This window comes from Streptomyces sp. 3N207, assembly GCF_052246355.1.
Classification (GTDB): domain Bacteria; phylum Actinomycetota; class Actinomycetes; order Streptomycetales; family Streptomycetaceae; genus Streptomyces.
This window is the reverse complement of record NZ_JBQQBV010000017.1, coordinates 165,089-180,894: the sequence shown is the minus strand read 5'-3', so window position 1 is coordinate 180,894 and position 15,806 is coordinate 165,089. Positions and strand designations below refer to the sequence as shown.

10 protein-coding genes and 1 pseudogene are annotated in these 15,806 nt (G+C 71.9%); 8 read left to right on the top strand and 3 right to left on the bottom strand.

The annotated features are described in order from the left end of the window. Window positions 1-80: 80 nt before the first annotated feature. The 4 genes and pseudogenes from ACTWP9_RS25330 to ACTWP9_RS25315 all read left to right on the top strand — a co-directional run. Window positions 81-914: a hypothetical protein gene (locus ACTWP9_RS25330; protein WP_443248571.1), complete on the top strand. Its 834-nt coding sequence runs from the start codon at window positions 81-83 to the stop codon at window positions 912-914. 35 nt (window positions 915-949) lie between these two features. Beyond that, on the top strand, window positions 950-1,795 hold the full coding sequence (locus tag ACTWP9_RS25325) for a DegV family protein (RefSeq protein WP_443248570.1): 846 nt from the start codon (window positions 950-952) through the stop codon (window positions 1,793-1,795). Between the two features lie 718 nt (window positions 1,796-2,513). Next, the gene (locus tag ACTWP9_RS25320; protein ID WP_443248569.1) at window positions 2,514-3,575 is read left to right on the top strand and encodes a helix-hairpin-helix domain-containing protein; all 1,062 of its coding nucleotides are present in this window, start codon (window positions 2,514-2,516) and stop codon (window positions 3,573-3,575) included. Window positions 3,576-3,706: 131 nt separating this feature from the next. Next, window positions 3,707-6,109 (top strand): annotated as a pseudogene (locus ACTWP9_RS25315) (ComEC/Rec2 family competence protein); the annotation flags it as partial. Window positions 6,110-6,416: 307 nt separating this feature from the next. Here ACTWP9_RS25315 and ACTWP9_RS25310 read toward each other — a convergent pair. Further along, window positions 6,417-6,662 carry a hypothetical protein gene (locus ACTWP9_RS25310; protein ID WP_443248577.1) on the bottom strand — a complete coding sequence of 82 codons (246 nt, stop codon included), beginning with the start codon at window positions 6,660-6,662 and terminating at the stop codon, window positions 6,417-6,419. Window positions 6,663-6,755: 93 nt separating this feature from the next. Here ACTWP9_RS25310 and holA point away from each other — a divergent pair, with 93 nt between their 5' ends. After that, window positions 6,756-7,745: a DNA polymerase III subunit delta gene (gene holA / locus ACTWP9_RS25305; protein WP_443248568.1), complete on the top strand. Its 990-nt coding sequence runs from the start codon at window positions 6,756-6,758 to the stop codon at window positions 7,743-7,745. 466 nt (window positions 7,746-8,211) lie between these two features. Here the strand turns inward: holA and rpsT are convergent, their stop codons facing one another. After that, complete coding sequence (gene rpsT, locus ACTWP9_RS25300) at window positions 8,212-8,478, bottom strand: 30S ribosomal protein S20 (protein ID WP_443248567.1); 267 nt, start codon at window positions 8,476-8,478, stop codon at window positions 8,212-8,214. A gap of 308 nt (window positions 8,479-8,786) precedes the next feature. Here rpsT and lepA point away from each other — a divergent pair, with 308 nt between their 5' ends. Both lepA and ACTWP9_RS25290 read left to right on the top strand, forming a co-directional pair. Continuing rightward, a complete protein-coding gene (gene lepA / locus ACTWP9_RS25295; protein WP_443248566.1) occupies window positions 8,787-10,655 on the top strand; it encodes a translation elongation factor 4 in 1,869 nt (622 codons plus the stop codon). 334 nt (window positions 10,656-10,989) lie between these two features. Beyond that, window positions 10,990-12,882 carry an AMP-dependent synthetase/ligase gene (locus tag ACTWP9_RS25290; protein WP_443248565.1) on the top strand — a complete coding sequence of 631 codons (1,893 nt, stop codon included), beginning with the start codon at window positions 10,990-10,992 and terminating at the stop codon, window positions 12,880-12,882. 115 nt (window positions 12,883-12,997) lie between these two features. On the opposite strand, the gene ACTWP9_RS25285 is transcribed toward ACTWP9_RS25290, so the two are convergent. Continuing rightward, window positions 12,998-13,594 carry a response regulator gene (locus ACTWP9_RS25285; protein ID WP_443248564.1) on the bottom strand — a complete coding sequence of 199 codons (597 nt, stop codon included), beginning with the start codon at window positions 13,592-13,594 and terminating at the stop codon, window positions 12,998-13,000. Window positions 13,595-13,910: 316 nt separating this feature from the next. On the opposite strand from ACTWP9_RS25285, the gene ACTWP9_RS25280 reads away from it, so the two are divergent. Further along, window positions 13,911-15,791 (top strand): SpoIIE family protein phosphatase, encoded by a 1,881-nt coding sequence (locus ACTWP9_RS25280; RefSeq protein ID WP_443248563.1) that lies wholly within the window; start codon window positions 13,911-13,913, stop codon window positions 15,789-15,791. Window positions 15,792-15,806: the final 15 nt, after the last annotated feature.

Below are 15,806 nucleotides of genomic sequence, written 5' to 3'. Positions count from 1 at the left end.
TTCGGCAGACCCCGAAGCAGCCCCCGGCCGTTTACGCTGAACGGAGACGGGCTCACTGACGGACGACAGAGGAGCGACCTGTGGACGTGGCAGTCGTCATCGTCCTGGTGTTCGTACTGGCCGTCCTCATTTTCGGCACAGTCGTCACACTGCGGGTCGTACGGGCCGTCAAGCGCGGCGTGGAGCGCACCGGGGCGCAGGTCCGGCGCACGGCGGAGGAGACTGTACTCAAGGCGCGCTCCGTACAGTCCGGGCCGATCGGTGAAGCCGCCCGCATCCGCCTGGAGTTGCGCGCCTCCATCGACAGCACACGTGCCGAGCTGGAGGCAGGTGCCCGCAACGACCCGAGTCTCACCGAAGCCGTCGATCTCCTGGACAAGCTCCACGAGCACGCCCGCCACCTGGACGGCGAACTGCGGCTGCTGATGGAGCGCGAGCCGGACCACTCCCGGGTCGCCTCCCGGCTGCCCGAGGCGCGGGAACGGATGCGGCACATCAAGAAGTCCGCGGACTCACTGCGCCACGCCGCGCAGGACCGGGCACGCCAGTTCGACGCCGAGGGGCTGAGCGCACTGCGCGACCGGATCGACATCGAGTCCGGCGCCCTGCGGCACTGGACGCCCGGCCCGGCGAGCGACCCGTCGGCGGGCGCCTCATCCGGTGGCGGTTCAGCTGCCGGCAGCTCACCGGGGGCTGCGTCCGGCAGTGGTTCGTCGCCTGGCTCGTCGCCTGTCAAGGACTCGTCGCCTGCCACGGAGCCGCCCTCCGCCACCGGGCAGTCGGCCGCGCAGCCCGCGCGGCCCGAGCTGGGGCCGTCCGGACAGGGCCTCGACCCGTCGCTGACGGATCCGACAGCCGGCCGGAGGGATTCGGTGACGGCGTTCGGGAAGCGCCGCCCTCGGAACGCCTCCTGAAGCGCTCCGTTCGCCCGCCCGATACCCTCCGTTCCATGCACGGCCCCCTCGCGATCGTCACCGATTCCACCGCCTACCTACCGCCAGAGGCGCTGCGACGGCATGGAATCGAAGCCGTGCCACTGACCGTCGTACTCGGCGAGGAAGCCCTGGAGGAGGGCACGGAGATCTCCGCGCGCTCGCTGGCGACCGCACTGCGCGAGCGGCGCCCGGTCACCACCTCCCGGCCCAGCCCGGAGACCTTCGCGCGCACTTATCGAGCCGCGGCCGAGGCGGGCGCCGTCGGAATCGTTTCGTTGCACCTGTCGGCCGAGTTCTCCGGGACGTACGACGCCGCGCTGCTGGCCGCCAAGGAGGCGCCGGTGCCCGTACGAGTCGTCGACACCGGAGTGGTGGCCATGGCGCTGGGGTTCTGCGCGCTGGCGGCTGCTGAGGCGGCCGAGGCGGGTGCGTCGCTGGACGAGGCGGTCGCGGCTGCCGAGAAGCGCGCCGAGGGTATCTCTGCGGTCTTCTACGTCGACACGCTGGACTATCTCCGCAGGGGCGGCCGCATCGGCGCGGCCCAGGCGCTGTTGGGCTCCGCGCTCGCCGTCAAACCGCTTCTCGAGGTGGCGGACGGCCGGATCGGGATGCTGGAGAAGGTCAGAACGGCTTCCAAGGCCATCGCGCGGCTCGAGGAAATCGTGGTGGAGCGGGCCGGGGACGCCCGGGTGGACATCGCCGTACACCATCTCGCCGCCGCCGAACGCGCCGAGCAGCTCGCGGAGCGCTTCCGCACACGGGTGCCCGGCCTGCGCGAGCTGCATGTGAGCGAGGTCGGCGCGGTCATCGGCGCCCACACCGGTCCGGGACTGCTGGGGGCCGTACTTTCCCTCAGATGAGTGAGGGGGTTATCCACAACTCGCGGGTTATCCACGGGAATCGAGCAAGATCACCGCGGTGGGTGCCGACTGCCTACCGTCGGTGGGCATGAGCGAACGAGCAGCAGAAACAGCACGTCCGCGGCCTGCGGGTGGGCGGCCGCCGGACGAGTCGTGGGACGGACGGACCGGGGGCGGGCAGACCGTCGGGGATGGATGGAACACCGGGGGCGGACGGACCGTCGGGGATGGATGGAACGCCGGGGGCGGACGGAACATCGGGGGTGGACAGACCGCTACGGGCGGACGGATCGCTGCGGATGGACGGACCGTCGCGGACGGCAACGAGCAGCGGGACGGTCTTGAGGGTCGGGGCCCGGATCGCGAGACCGTCCCGGGCGGGTACGGCGAGCCGGGTGGGCAGCAGGGGGAGCGGGAAGCGAGCGAGGGAGCTGACGACCCTGGCGTCGGCACCCGGACCCGTCGCCCTGCGCGCCGTCGGCCGCCCCGGGGCCCTCGCGCGGCCCCGAGCACGGGCCCGGGCCGACGGGGTGCCCACCGCATGCCACGGCGCCTGCGTCCGGCAGCCCCCGAGCCTCGTGCTGCGGCGCGTGCCCGGTCGCTTCTGACGGAGCCGCCGCCCGGGACAACCCCTACGCCCGAGCCCCGTACGAGGACCCGGCCCATCGTCGAGCGGCCGACCATCGGGCGACCTGCCGACGAGCCGGACCTCCCCGTCATGGCCCGTGCCGATGCCATCGCGGCGGCACGTACGGCCGTGCGGCGCAGCCGGGAGCGTAGGCACCAACGGGAGGGGGACGCGGGCCCGGTGGGCCCATCGAGCCCCGTACCGGCGCCGGTACAGGAGCGGGAGGAGCGGGAGGGGCGGGAGCCGGAGCCGGAGCTGGGGCCGGGGGACGGTTCCGAGCCGGGGCGGGTGGGCGGCGGTTTCTTCACCGAGCGGCAGCAGGAGCGGCGAGAGCGGCGGGAGGAGGAGCGAGAGCCACTGGACGAGGCGTCGGCCCGGCTGTCGTGGAGGGAGCGCTGGAGGCTCGCTCTTGAGGACCGACTGCCGGTGTGGCTGCGGGTGAGGTGTGGGATCGAGCCGAAGACCCTGGTGGCGCTCTGCCTGGTGTTGCTGGTCGCTGTCGGGTTCGCCGTCCATCACTTCTGGACCGGACGACCCCAGGGTGTGGCGGTGCCGAGCACGCCGAGCACCCCGGAGGGTCCCTCCGCGCGCCCCCGGGAGGGCGGCGGCGCAGCCGCGGCACCCGTCGCGGGTGGGGCAGCTCCTGGTGCCCAGGGCGCCGCACGGGGCAAGCGGCTGGTGGTGGACGTGTCGGGGAAGGTGCGCAAACCGGGTGTGCAGCATCTGCCCGCGGGCTCCCGGGTGGCTGACGCGCTGGAGGCCGCCGGCGGGCTGCGCAAGGGGGCGGATACGAGCGGACTGAACCGGGCGCGGCTGCTCGTGGACGGCGAGCAGATCGTGGTGGGCGCGCCCGGCCGGGGAGGATCTGCCGCGGGCGCCGCGCCTGGGGCCTCGGCGCCGGGTCCGGGCTCCGCAGCGGGTGGTGCGGTCGGTTCGGGGAGCGCGAGGGGTCCATCGGGCGCGCCGATCAGCCTGAGCTCGGCGACCCCGGAACAGTTGGAGAGCCTGCCGGGTGTCGGTCCCGTGCTGGCACAGCACATCGTGGACTACCGTACGGAGAACGGTGGTTTCCGCTCCGTCGACCAGCTTCAGGAAGTCAACGGCATCGGGCAGAAGCGGTTCGCCGACATCAAGCCGCAGGTGACGCCGTGAGCAGCTCCGGACCGGCAGCCGAGGCTCGGGCCGGACCGCACCGGCGTGACGGAAGAGCGGCCCCCGGGGGCTGGGACGGGGCACCTGGACCGGACCCGGCGACGGCCGACGGGCGGCCGGTGCGGGAAGAGATGGCGGACCTGCGGTTGGTGTTGCCGGCCCTGGCGGCATGGGCCGCAGCCGCCCTGGCGCTGGGTGTTTCCGCGCAGCGTGCTGTGATCGGCGTCGCGCTGTGCGGGATCACGGGGCTCGTGCTGCTGGGCTGGGCGGTCAGGGGCGGCGCCGCAGCGGCTGCGGCGTCACCGAACGGGAGGCCCGGAAGGCTACTGGGTGCGACGCAAGGTGCCGTCGGGCGACGGGTCCGGCTCCGGCGAGGAAGCCGGACGCTGCTGGTGGGGGCGGCAGGCGCCCTGCTGTGCGCTGCTGCGGCTGGTGGCAGCGCGGCGCTGCACGCTGCCGACCTGCATCGGGGGCCGTTACCCGGGCTGGCGGAGCGCCATGCGCGGGCAACCGTCGAGGTCACTGTCACAAAGGATCCGAGGGTGACGCGGCCCAGGACGCAGGGTGCCCGGCAGCTGGCCGGGATGGTGGTGATCCCCGCGGAAGCGGTCGCGCTGGTGGGCGAGGACGGCGCCGGAAGCCGCCTGCGTACGCCGGTGCTGCTCCTGGTCCGGCTGGAGCAGGACGGCGCCGGGGACCGGGGGCAGGCGGCGGCCGACTCCTCGCGGGCCGCGTGGTTGCGGGTGCTGCCCTCGACCAGGCTCCGGGTGCAGGCCGAGGCGGTGCCGCCTGCCGCCGGCCGGCGAGGGGGCCAGGACATCGCGGCGGCGCTGCGGGTAGGGCCCGGTAAGCCCGAGATCGTTGCCGGACCAACTGCCGTGCAGCGGGCGGCGGGTGAGCTTCGGGCGGGGCTGCGCGAGGCGAGCGAGGGGCTCGACGGGGATGCGCGGGGACTGCTGCCGGGGCTGGTGGTCGGGGACACCTCCCGGCTGAGCCCGGAGCTGGCCGATGCCTTCCGGGCCACGGACATGACGCACCTGCTGGCGGTGAGCGGAGCAAATCTCTCCGTGCTGCTGGTGGTTCTCATCGGACCGCCGGGACGTGCGCACCGGGCGGAGCGAGGGGGCCTTGCGCCGCGGCTCGGTCTTCCGCTGCGGGCGACCGCGGTGGTGGCAGCGCTGCTGACGCTCGGCTTCGTTGTGGTGTGCAGGCCGGAACCCAGCGTGCTGCGGGCGGCGGCCTGCGGACTGATCACGGTGTGGGCGATCGGCACCGGACGGCGGCGCTCGCTGCTGCCCGCGCTGGCAGCGGCGGTGTTGCTGCTTGTGTTCTACGACCCCTGGCTGGCGCGGGACTTCGGCTTTCTGCTCTCCGTGCTGGCCACGGCGTCCCTGCTGACGGTGGCGCCGCGCTGGTCGGAGGCGCTGCGGCGGCGCGGCTGTCCGGGCAGAGCGGCGGAAGCGCTGGCAGCGGCGGCTGCGGCGCAGGCGGCGTGTGCGCCGGTGGTCGTGGTGCTGGCCGCGCACGTCAGCCTGGTGGCGGTGCCGTGCAATCTGCTCGCGGAGTTCGCGGTCGCGCCGGCCACGGTGCTGGGATTCGCCGCGCTGGCCGCGGCGCCGGTGGCGATGCCCGTGGCGAAGGGTCTGGCATGGCTGGCGAGTTGGCCGGTGCGGGCCATCGCGGGCATCGCAAGAACGGGCGCGGGGCTGCCCGGTGCGGAGATCGGCTGGCCCGGTACGTGGGCGGGTGCGCTGGGGCTCGCGGTCGTGCTGGGCGGGGTGCTGTTGGTGGGGGTGCGGTTGTCGTTGCCGTACCGGCCGTGGTTGTGCGCCGCCTGCGTACTGGGGTTGCTGGTGGCGGTCCTGCGCCCGGTGCCGCTGGTGCGGCCGTTCACCGGGTGGCCGCCGACGGGCTGGCGGATGGTGGCCTGCGACGTAGGGCAGGGGGACGCGCTGGTGCTGGCTGTGGACGGGCAGCGGGGCGGCGCGGGCGGGGCAGTCGTGGTGGACGTGGGGCCCGAGCCTGCCGCTGTCGACCGGTGCCTGCGCGAGCTGGAGGTGAGTACGGTCCCGCTGCTCGTGCTGACCCACTTCCACGCCGACCATGTGGCAGGGCTCCCCGGGCTGCTGCGGGGGCGGAGTGTGGGAGCGATCCGGACGACCGGGCTGGAGGAGCCGTCGGACCAGGCGGAGTTCGTGCGCCGGACGGCCCGGCGGGCGGGAGTGCCGGTGCGCGCCTCGCATACGGGGGAGCAGCGACAGGCGGGGGATCTGGGCTGGGAGGTGGTGTGGCCCGAGCCTGAGCCGCCGCCCCAGCCCCAGCCGCCGGCCCAGTCCGAGCCGGCGCCCCAGCCGCAGCTGCCGCCGTCCGAGGGCGACGGGGAGGAAGGCGGAGGCGCCAACGATGCGAGCGTCACGCTGCTCGTCCGTACGTCGGGTCTCAGCCTCTTCCTTCCCGGTGACCTCGAACCGAGAGCGCAGCAGGCGCTGTTGGCCGCGCGGCCGGGCTTGCCGCAGGTCGATGTGCTCAAGGTCGCGCACCATGGTTCGCGCTTCCAGGCCCCGGCGCTGTTGCGGCGGCTCCGGCCGCGGGTGGCTCTCGTGTCGGCGGGCCGGGAGAACCCGTACGGGCATCCGGCCCCCGAGACGTTGGGTGCGCTGGCTGCCGGGGGAGCTCTCGTGGCGCGGACGGACCGGAACGGGGCGCTGGCGGTGACGCGGCGCCCGGACGGCACCCCCGCAGTGGTGACCCAGCGGGGCAGTCCGGGGACGGGGGAGCAGGCACCGCCGTCACGGGGCGCGGAGGGGCACCGCCCGCTCGGCCAGGGCGGCATCAGCCGGGTCAGTCGCGTTCCAGCCAGCCCTCGTGTGCTGCGGCGAGGGAGTCCAGCATGGCGGGGTCGTAGCCGGCGTCCGGGTCTTCGAGGACCACCAGCCATTGGGCGTCCTCGGCGTCGTCCTCCCCGGCGAGCGCTTCCCGGACGAGTCGGGGTTCCTCGGCCAGTCCGAGGCGCAGTTCAAGCTGCGCGGCGACCTCCTCGGCCGCGTCTCTGTCGGGCAGCACCAGCACATGCCGTACGTCGTTCACCGGGGCATTCTCTCAACGGCACCCGGAGGGTGGCTGGTGTGGAGGGTGGCTCCGCAGGCGGCGGTGTCGGTGCGGCGTGGGATGCTGGTCGCGATGGCTGGTACGCGTAAGAAGACCTCGGACGATCCGCTCGCCCCCGTGACCGTGGCGGTGGGGCAGGAGGAGCTGCTCGTCGAGCGTGCCGTACGGGTCGTGATCGACGCCGCACGCGCCGCCGACGCCGACACGGACGTGCGGGATCTGGCGCCGGGGGACCTTCAGCCCGGCACGCTGGCCGAGCTGACCAGTCCCTCGCTCTTCTCCGAGCGGAAGGTCGTCGTGGTGCGCGGGGCGCAGGACCTGGGGGCGGACACCGTCAAGGACGTGAAGGCGTTTCTGACGGCCCCGGTGGAGGAGATTACCCTCGTTCTGGTGCATGCGGGCGGCGCCAAGGGCAAGGGGCTGCTGGATGCCGCACGGAAGGCGGGGGCACGCGAGGTCGAGTGCCCGAAGATGACGAGGCCCGCCGACCGGCTGGCGTTCGTCCGGGGGGAGTTCCGTGCGTTGGGCCGGGCGGCGACGCCCGAGGCGTGCCAGGCGCTGGTGGATGCCATCGGCAGCGATCTGCGCGAGCTGGCCTCGGCCTGTGCCCAGCTCACTGCGGATATCGAGGGCACCATCGACGAGGCGGTGGTCGGGCGCTACTACACGGGCCGTGCGGAGGCGTCCAGCTTCACCGTCGCCGACCGGGCCGTCGAGGGGAAGGCGGCCGAGGCGTTGGAGACGCTGCGCTGGGCCGTCGCCACCGGGGTCGCGCCGGTGTTGATCACCAGTGCGCTGGCGCAGGGGGTGCGGGCCATCGGCAAGCTGGCCGGGGCCCCGCGCGGGGCGCGGGCGGGCGATCTGGCGCGGGAGCTCGGTATGCCCCCGTGGAAGATCGACCGGGTGCGGCAGCAGATGCGCGGCTGGACGCCGGACGGGGTGGCCGCCGCGCTGCGGGCTGTCGCCGAGGCGGACGCGGCCGTGAAGGGCGGCGGGATGGACCCCGAGTACGCGCTGGAGAAGGCCGTCGTCACCATCGCCGGCGCCGCTCGCTCGCGCTGAGCGAGTTGCTGTCCGGTCCCCGCTGAGCGGTACCGTCCGCTCTCGCTGAGTGAGCCACTGCCAGCTCCCCGCTGAGCGAGTCACAGCCCTTCCCGCTGAGTGAGCCACCGCCCACCTCCCACCGGGCGGTTCCCCGACTCGCTGGGCCGGCAACCGCTGACCGAGCCACCACCTGCGGCACCCGAACACCCCGTGCCCCGAATCCCCGAACACCCCGTGCCCCGAACACCCCGCACCCCAGACGCCCCGCATGGCGAAGGCCCCGTCCCGGGGCCCTGGGGAGGGGCTCGGGACGGGGCCTCGCTTCGTACTGTGTGGTGCGCCGCACCCGCGTGGCGAACGCAGGCCGCGTGCGGCGCGCTGTCTCAAGCGGTTGCTCGGGCGTACGGCGGATGAGAGAGGGCCCGCCTCACAACGTCCGAGCGGTCGGGAGACCGACGAGCTGAGAGAAGCTGCGACGAGGTGGTCAGCCCTTGAGGGAGGCCACCTGCTTGGCCAGCGCCGCCTTCTTGTTGGCGGCGTTGTTCTTGTGCAGCACACCCTTGCTGGCGGCCTTGTCGAGCTTCCGGGCGGCGAGCTGCTGGGCCTCGAGCGCCTTCTCGGTGTCACCGGCGGCCACAGCCTCGCGGGTGCGACGGATCGCGGTCTTCAGCTCGGACTTCACGGCCTTGTTGCGCTGCCGTGCCTTCTCGTTGGTCTTGATCCGCTTGATCTGGGACTTGATGTTCGCCACGAATGAGCCTTTGCGGTTCGGAGTTTCAAACGCCGGTGCCGACAGGCACCGTCCAGTGCCATAAGGCACAGTCGCTCAGGCTACCAGCCGGGGTACCGGCCCTCCCAATCCGGTCGTACCGCGCGCGCATGGGACCATGGGATGCGACACACCGTCCCGACCACCGTCCCGGCGGGCTCGTACAGGCCCCCCGAACGCGTCCGGGACACCCCGGAGGCGTCTCCGCCGACCGGACGGGGACACGTCCGAGAACTCGCCGCAAGACCCGACAGCCCGAAACCGACAGGCCAGAACCGACAGGACACTGCGTGCCCGCGACCCCAACGAACGCGCCGGAGCCGAGCCGTACCGACCCGGCGCTGATCCGTAACTTCTGCATCATCGCGCACATCGACCACGGCAAGTCCACGCTTGCCGACCGGATGCTCCAGCTGACCGGCGTCGTGGACAAGAGGCAGATGCGTGCGCAGTACCTCGACCGCATGGACATCGAGCGCGAGCGGGGCATCACGATCAAGTCCCAGGCCGTGCGGATGCCCTGGGCACCCACGGACAATCCGGACGCCCCGCACGTCCTGAACATGATCGACACCCCGGGGCACGTCGACTTCACCTACGAGGTCTCCCGCTCGCTGGCGGCCTGTGAGGGCTGCATCCTCCTGGTCGACGCCGCGCAGGGGATCGAGGCGCAGACCCTCGCCAACCTCTATCTGGCGATGGAGCACGACCTCACGATCATCCCCGTGCTCAACAAGATCGACCTGCCCGCGGCCCAGCCCGAGAAGTTCGCGGCCGAGCTGGCGCACCTCATCGGCTGTGAGCCCGAGGAGGTGCTGCGTGTCTCGGCCAAGACCGGGGAGGGCGTCGAGGAGCTGCTGGACCACGTCGTACGCCAGGTCACCCCGCCGACCGGGAACGCGGCGGCGCCGGCCCGCGCGATGATCTTCGACTCGGTCTATGACGCGTACCGCGGTGTCGTCACCTACATCAAGGTCGTCGACGGCATGCTCAGCAAGCGTGAGCGGATCCGGATGATGTCCACCGGCGCCACGCACGAGCTGCTGGAGATCGGTGCGAACTCGCCGGAGATGACGCCCGCCGACGGGCTGGGCGTGGGCGAGGTCGGCTATCTGATCACCGGTGTGAAGGACGTCCGCCAGTCCAAGGTCGGTGACACGGTCACCCTGTTCACCAAGGGCGCCGAGCAGCCGCTGCCCGGCTACAAGGACCCGAAGCCGATGGTGTTCTCGGGGCTGTATCCACTGGACGGCTCCGACTACCCCGAGCTGCGCGAAGCGCTGGACAAGCTGCTGCTCAACGACGCCGCGCTCACCTACGAGCCGGAGACCTCGGCGGCGCTGGGCTTCGGCTTCCGGGTGGGTTTCCTCGGACTGCTGCATCTGGAGGTGATCCGCGAGCGGCTGGAGCGCGAGTTCGGCCTCGACCTGATCGCCACGGCGCCCAACGTGATCTACCGCGTCGAGATGGAGGACGGCACCGAGCATGTGGTGACCAACCCGAGCGAGTTCCCGACCGGGAAGCTCGCCACGGTGCACGAGCCGGTGGTACGGGCCACGCTCATCGCGCCCAGCGAGTTCATCGGCGCGATCATGGAGCTGTGCCAGTCGCGGCGCGGCAACCTGCAGGGCATGGACTATCTGTCCGAGGAGCGGGTGGAGCTGCGCTACACGCTGCCGCTGGCGGAGATCGTCTTCGACTTCTTCGACGCGCTGAAGTCGAAGACCCGCGGCTACGCCTCGCTGGACTACGAGCCCACGGGCGAGCAGACGGCCGACCTGGTCAAGGTCGACATCCTGCTGCAGGGCGACAAGGTCGACGCGTTCTCCGCGATCGTCCACAAGGAGAAGGCGTACGCCTACGGCACCCGGATGGCCAACAAGCTGCGCGAGCTCATCCCCCGGCAGCAGTTCGAGGTGCCCATCCAGGCCGCGATCGGCGCCCGCGTCATCGCCCGCGAGACGATCCGCGCCATCCGTAAGGACGTGCTCGCCAAGTGCTACGGCGGTGACATCTCCCGTAAGCGGAAGCTGCTGGAGAAGCAGAAGGAAGGCAAGAAGCGGATGAAGGTCGTCGGGCGTGTGGAGGTGCCGCAGGAGGCGTTCATCGCGGCGCTGTCCAGCGACGACAGCGCCGGCGAGGCCAAGACCAAGAAGTAGCCCCGTACCTTTTGCGGCGGTGCGTCCTTTTGTGGCGGCCCGTTGCGACAGCACTCAGCAGCAGCCCCCTTACGTAGCGGCAGACCCCTTACGTAAGGGGGCTGCTGCCTTTACTCTGATCACTGCCCAGTAGTTACTCGTGAGTCAATAAGTGCGTCGGCAAGCGAGTCGACAAGCGCGTGCCCCCCACAAGCCGTGCGAACCCCACAAGCCGTGCGAACCCCACAAGCCCCACGAGGCGTGCGAGCCCCACAGCAGGACGCGAGCAGGACGCAACCCAAGCAGGACGCAACCAAGCAGGACGACAAGCAGGACGCGGGTCCCGGAGGATGTCGTGAGCGACACACAGTCCCTGATCGAGAACCGGCCGCCTTCCGTGGCGACGCTCTTCCTGGAGCGGGTCGAGGCCACCCCCGACGCGGAGGCGTACCGCTATCCGGTGATCCGCCCCGCGGGTGAGGGCGAAGGGCCGGACGAGTGGCGCTCCTACAGCTGGCGCGAGGCGGCCGAGCGCGTCTACTCGATCGCGGCGGGGCTGATGGAGCTGGGGGTGCGGCCCGAGGAGCGGGTCGGTATCGCTTCCGGCACCCGGATCGAGTGGATCCTCTCCGATCTGGGCATCCTGTGCGCCGGCGCGGCCACGACCACCGTCTACCCCAGCACCAACGACTCCGAGACGGCCTACATCCTCGCCGACTCCGACAGCCGGGTGCTGATCGCCGAGGACCCCACCCAGCTCGCGAAGGTCCGCGCGCACCGGGACGAGCTGCCGAACCTCGCGCATGTCGTGCTCATCGACGGTGAGCCCACGGCCGAGGACGCCGAGGGCGACTGGGCACTGACCTTCGCGGAGCTGGAGCGGCGCGGTACCGCCTACCGGGAGAAGCACCCCGACGCCGTCACCGAGACGGTGCACGGGCTGCGCTCCGACCAGCTGGCCACGCTGATCTACACCTCCGGTACGACAGGAAAGCCGAAGGGCGTCCGGCTGGCCCAGGACGCCTGGTCGTACATGGCCCGCGCGGTCCCGCAGACGGGCCTGCTCAACCAGGACGACGTGCAGTACCTGTGGCTGCCGCTGGCGCATGTCTTCGGCAAGATGCTGATCTCCGTGCAGATCGACTCCGGGCATGTCATCGCCGTGGACGGCAGAGTCGACAAGATCATCGAAAATCTGCCGGTCGTCCAGCCGACGAAGATGTGCGCGGTGCCGCGGATCTTCGAGAAGGTCTACAACGGTGTCGCGCAGAAGGCGCGCGCCGGAGGGGCCGCCAAGTACAAGATCTTCCAGTGGGCGGCCGAGGTCGCCCGTGAGTACGCGCGTACGACGCAGGACAACCAGCGCCGCACCGGGGTGGCCGACGCGCCGACCGGGCTCAAGGTCAAGCACGCCATCGCCGACCGGCTCGTCTACAGCAAGCTGCGGGACGCGTTCGGCGGCCGGATGGTCGGCTGCGTCTCCGGCTCGGCCGCGCTCGCACCCGATCTGGGCTACTTCTTCGCGGGTGCGGGCATTCCCGTGCTGGAGGGCTACGGGCTCACCGAGTCGTCGGCTGCGAGCTTCTGCAACCGCACCGACAACTTCCGTACCGGCACCGTCGGCAAGCCGATGCCCGGCACCGAGGTGCGGATCGCGGACGACGGCGAGATCCTGCTGCGCGGCCCCGGCATCATGCAGGGTTACCACGGGCTGCCCGAGAAGACCGCCGAAGTCCTCGAGGAGGACGGCTGGTTCCACACCGGCGACATCGGCGAGCTGTCCGACGACGGCTATCTGCGGATCACCGACCGCAAGAAGGACCTGATCAAGACCTCCAGCGGCAAGTACATCGCGCCTGCCGAGGTGGAGGGCCAGTTCAAGGCGATCTGTCCGTACGTCTCCAACATCCTGGTGCACGGCGCGGGCCGGAACTACTGCACAGCGCTGATCACGCTGGACGAGCCCGCCATCACGGCCTGGGCGGCGGACCACGAGGACCTCAAGGGCAAGCCCTACGCAGAGGTGGTCTCCTCCGAGCAGGTGCGCAGCCTGGTGGACGGCTACGTCGAGCAGCTCAACGCAGGGCTGCAACGCTGGCAGACGATCAAGAAGTTCCGGATCCTGCCCCGCGATCTGGACATCGAGCACGGTGAACTGACGCCGAGCCTGAAGATGAAGCGCCCGGTGGTGGAGAAGGAGTTCGGCGACCTGATCGAGGAGATGTACGAGGGCGCGCGGGAGCACTGACGCTCGGGCGGCGGACGTTGTGGTTGCGGGGTCCGGTGATGCGGCCGGACCCTCGCCGTGGCGGTTCGCCGCCGTCGCGGCCGGATGGCGAACGAGAGGTCTCGGCCCTCGGCATTCAGGCTCGTCGTAACTCGTCCAGCGCTTCGGCGAGGGCGGCTACGTCACGGGCCAGGCGGGCGGTGTCGGGCGTGCTGCCGGCCGCCAGGTGGCTCTCGACCGCTGCCAGGCGGCCGGCGAAGTCGTCCAGCCGGTGCTGCTCCTCCTCGCGAAGCTGCCGTAACTCGCGGTTCTTGCGGTGCAGATCGAGGAAGACCGCCACCTTGGTGCGCAGCACCCATGGGTCGAACGGTTTGGTCAAGTAGCCCACGGCGCCTGTCGCGTACCCGCGGTACGCGTACCCGCTGTCCTGTGCCGTCTCGGCCCCGGTCAGGAAGATGATCGGGACGTCCTTGGTCTGCTCGCACCGTTTGATGCGCTGCGCTGTCTCGAAACCGTCCATCCCCGGCATCACCACATCCAGCAGGACCAACGCGAACTCCTGCCGCAGCAGCGCCTGCATCGCCTCCTCGCCCGACCGTGCCCGCACCAGCGGCACCTGGAGCACGCCGAGCACGGCCTCCAGCGCGACGAGATTGTCCTCCATGTCGTCGACGAGCAGGATGCCGGTTTCGTGTGCTGTGGCGCTGGTACGTCCAGGGGATTCTGTGGTCATCGCTGCCCCGTTGGCTGTCGTGTGCTGGCCGGTCACCCGGTCACGGGCCGATGAGGACGGCGGTGCGCGTAGAGCGAGTGCCGATCGCGAACCGATCGCCGTTCGCGGATCGGGAAAAGGGACCGAGGAAGGCGAGCAGAGTACCGGGCGGCCGACCGATGTCAACCGTTCAGGGACGGAAACGGCGGTGTTCAGCCACGATTTCCGTGACTCGGCGCGTATGACCGGCCCCCTTCTGTCACTCTTGCTCTACCGCGCCGAGCGCGGTGACCGAACGACCGGGGGAGCGCCCGGGAACTCCCGGGGGAGGGGTGCGATGGACAGCGCGCACGATGTGGATGCCACAGGGCCGGACAGGCCGGCCGCGACGTCACCGACAGGTGCCGTACAGACCGGGAGCGAGATGCCGCACGCGGTCCGTACCGAACTGCCGCCCAACGCGCTCGCGGCGGCGGCAGCCCGTGGCTTCACCCGGGCGGCGCTCGCCAGGTGGCAGGTGGGCGGTGACGCGGCCGACGACATGGTGCTGCTGGTCAGCGAACTGGTCACCAATGCCGTCGTGCACGCGGGTACGTCCGTCGGGCTGGAGTGCCGCTGCGCCGCCGGCGTCGTCTACGCGGAGGTCGCCGACCGCCATCCGGCACGCCGGGTGGCCGCACCCGGCGAGGAGGGCCACGGCCTCGGCCTGCGACTGGTCGGTGCCCTCGCCAAGGAGTGGGGCATCAGCTACCGCAGGGACCGCAAGGCCGTCTGGTTCCAGCTCGGCACCGCGCCGCAGTCCCTCGACGCCGCAGCCGAGATCCACACCGGCGAGGCCCTCCCCGGCGAGGCTCTCCCCGGCGAGGCTCTCCCCGGCGAGGCTCTCCCCGGGGAAATTCTCCCCGCCGAGGCTCCCGAGGATGTCGTGCCCCCGCCCTGCGCCGAGCCCCCCGCGGCGCCATCGGCCCTCCACCCGTATCCGTACCGCGAGTGGACGGACAGCGGCGCGCTCTGCTTCCTCGCCGAGGCGTCGGATCTGCTGACCGGGCACACCGACGAGGACAAGGTCGCCTCGCTCGCCGGGCAGTTGATGGTGCCGCGCTTCGCCGACTGGTGCGCCGTATGGCTGTGGGACGGCGAACGCTCCCGGCTGCCCCGGCTGGCCCGGGTGTGGCATGCGCAGGAGAGCCGCATCGAGGAGCTGCGGGCCCAGCTCGCCGGGGAGCCGCCCGTCGCCGCGTCCCGCGTACTGCCGGGCCAGGCCGCCCCTTGGCGCTGGCCCGCCGGTGCTGCGACGGGCAGCGGCGGTGGTGCCTCGATCCTGTGCGACCTGGTCGTCGGTGGCCGTCAGGTCGGCACGCTGGTGATCGGCCGGGCCGGGCTGCTGCGGATTCCGGACGAAGTGATGGCGCTGGTCGAGGACTTCGCACGCCGGGTGGCGCTCGCGGTGCTCTCCGCGCGCCGCTACACGCTCCAGGCGAATATCAGCCAGATTCTCCAGCGCGGGCTGCTGCCCACCGAAGAGGTGCGCGTACCCGGCCTGGACACCGCGCTCGTCTATGAACCCGCAGGCGAGGGCGCCTGGGCGGGCGGCGACTTCTACGACCTGCTGCGACTGCCCGACGGCCGCTGGCGTTTCGCGCTCGGCGACGTGTGCGGCAACGGTCCTGAGGCGGCCGTGGTCACCGGACTGGCCCGCCCGGTGCTGCGGCTGCTGGCCAGGGAGGGCCACTCCGTGCCCGAGACCCTGGACCGGCTCAACCGGGAGGTGGGCGAGCAGGCGCGGTTCCTCTCCGTCGTCTACGGCGAACTGGCCTTCCGCGACGGGCTCGTGGACTGCACTCTGACCTGCGCCGGACACCCGCTGCCGCTGGTACGGGATGCCTCCGGCACCGTACGGACGGCCGCGGCGCCGCAGTTACTCCTCGGTGTCGCCCAGCAGGTCAGCTACGAGTGCCAGTCCTTCACGCTGCACCCCGGCGACACCCTGCTGTGCGTCACCGACGGAGTGACCGAACGCCGCTCCGGCCGCCGGCTGTTCGACGACGGCGACGGCCTCGCGACCTGCTTCGCCGACTGCGCGGGCCTGGATGCGGGCGGCACGGCCGAGCGCCTGCGCCGTGCGGTGTACGCCTTCGCCCCCGACCTGCCCGCCGACGACCTGGCCATGCTGGTGCTGCGGCTCCCCGAGCGGGCCGAAGCCGCGCTCGACGGCTGACCGGCCCGGTGTGCG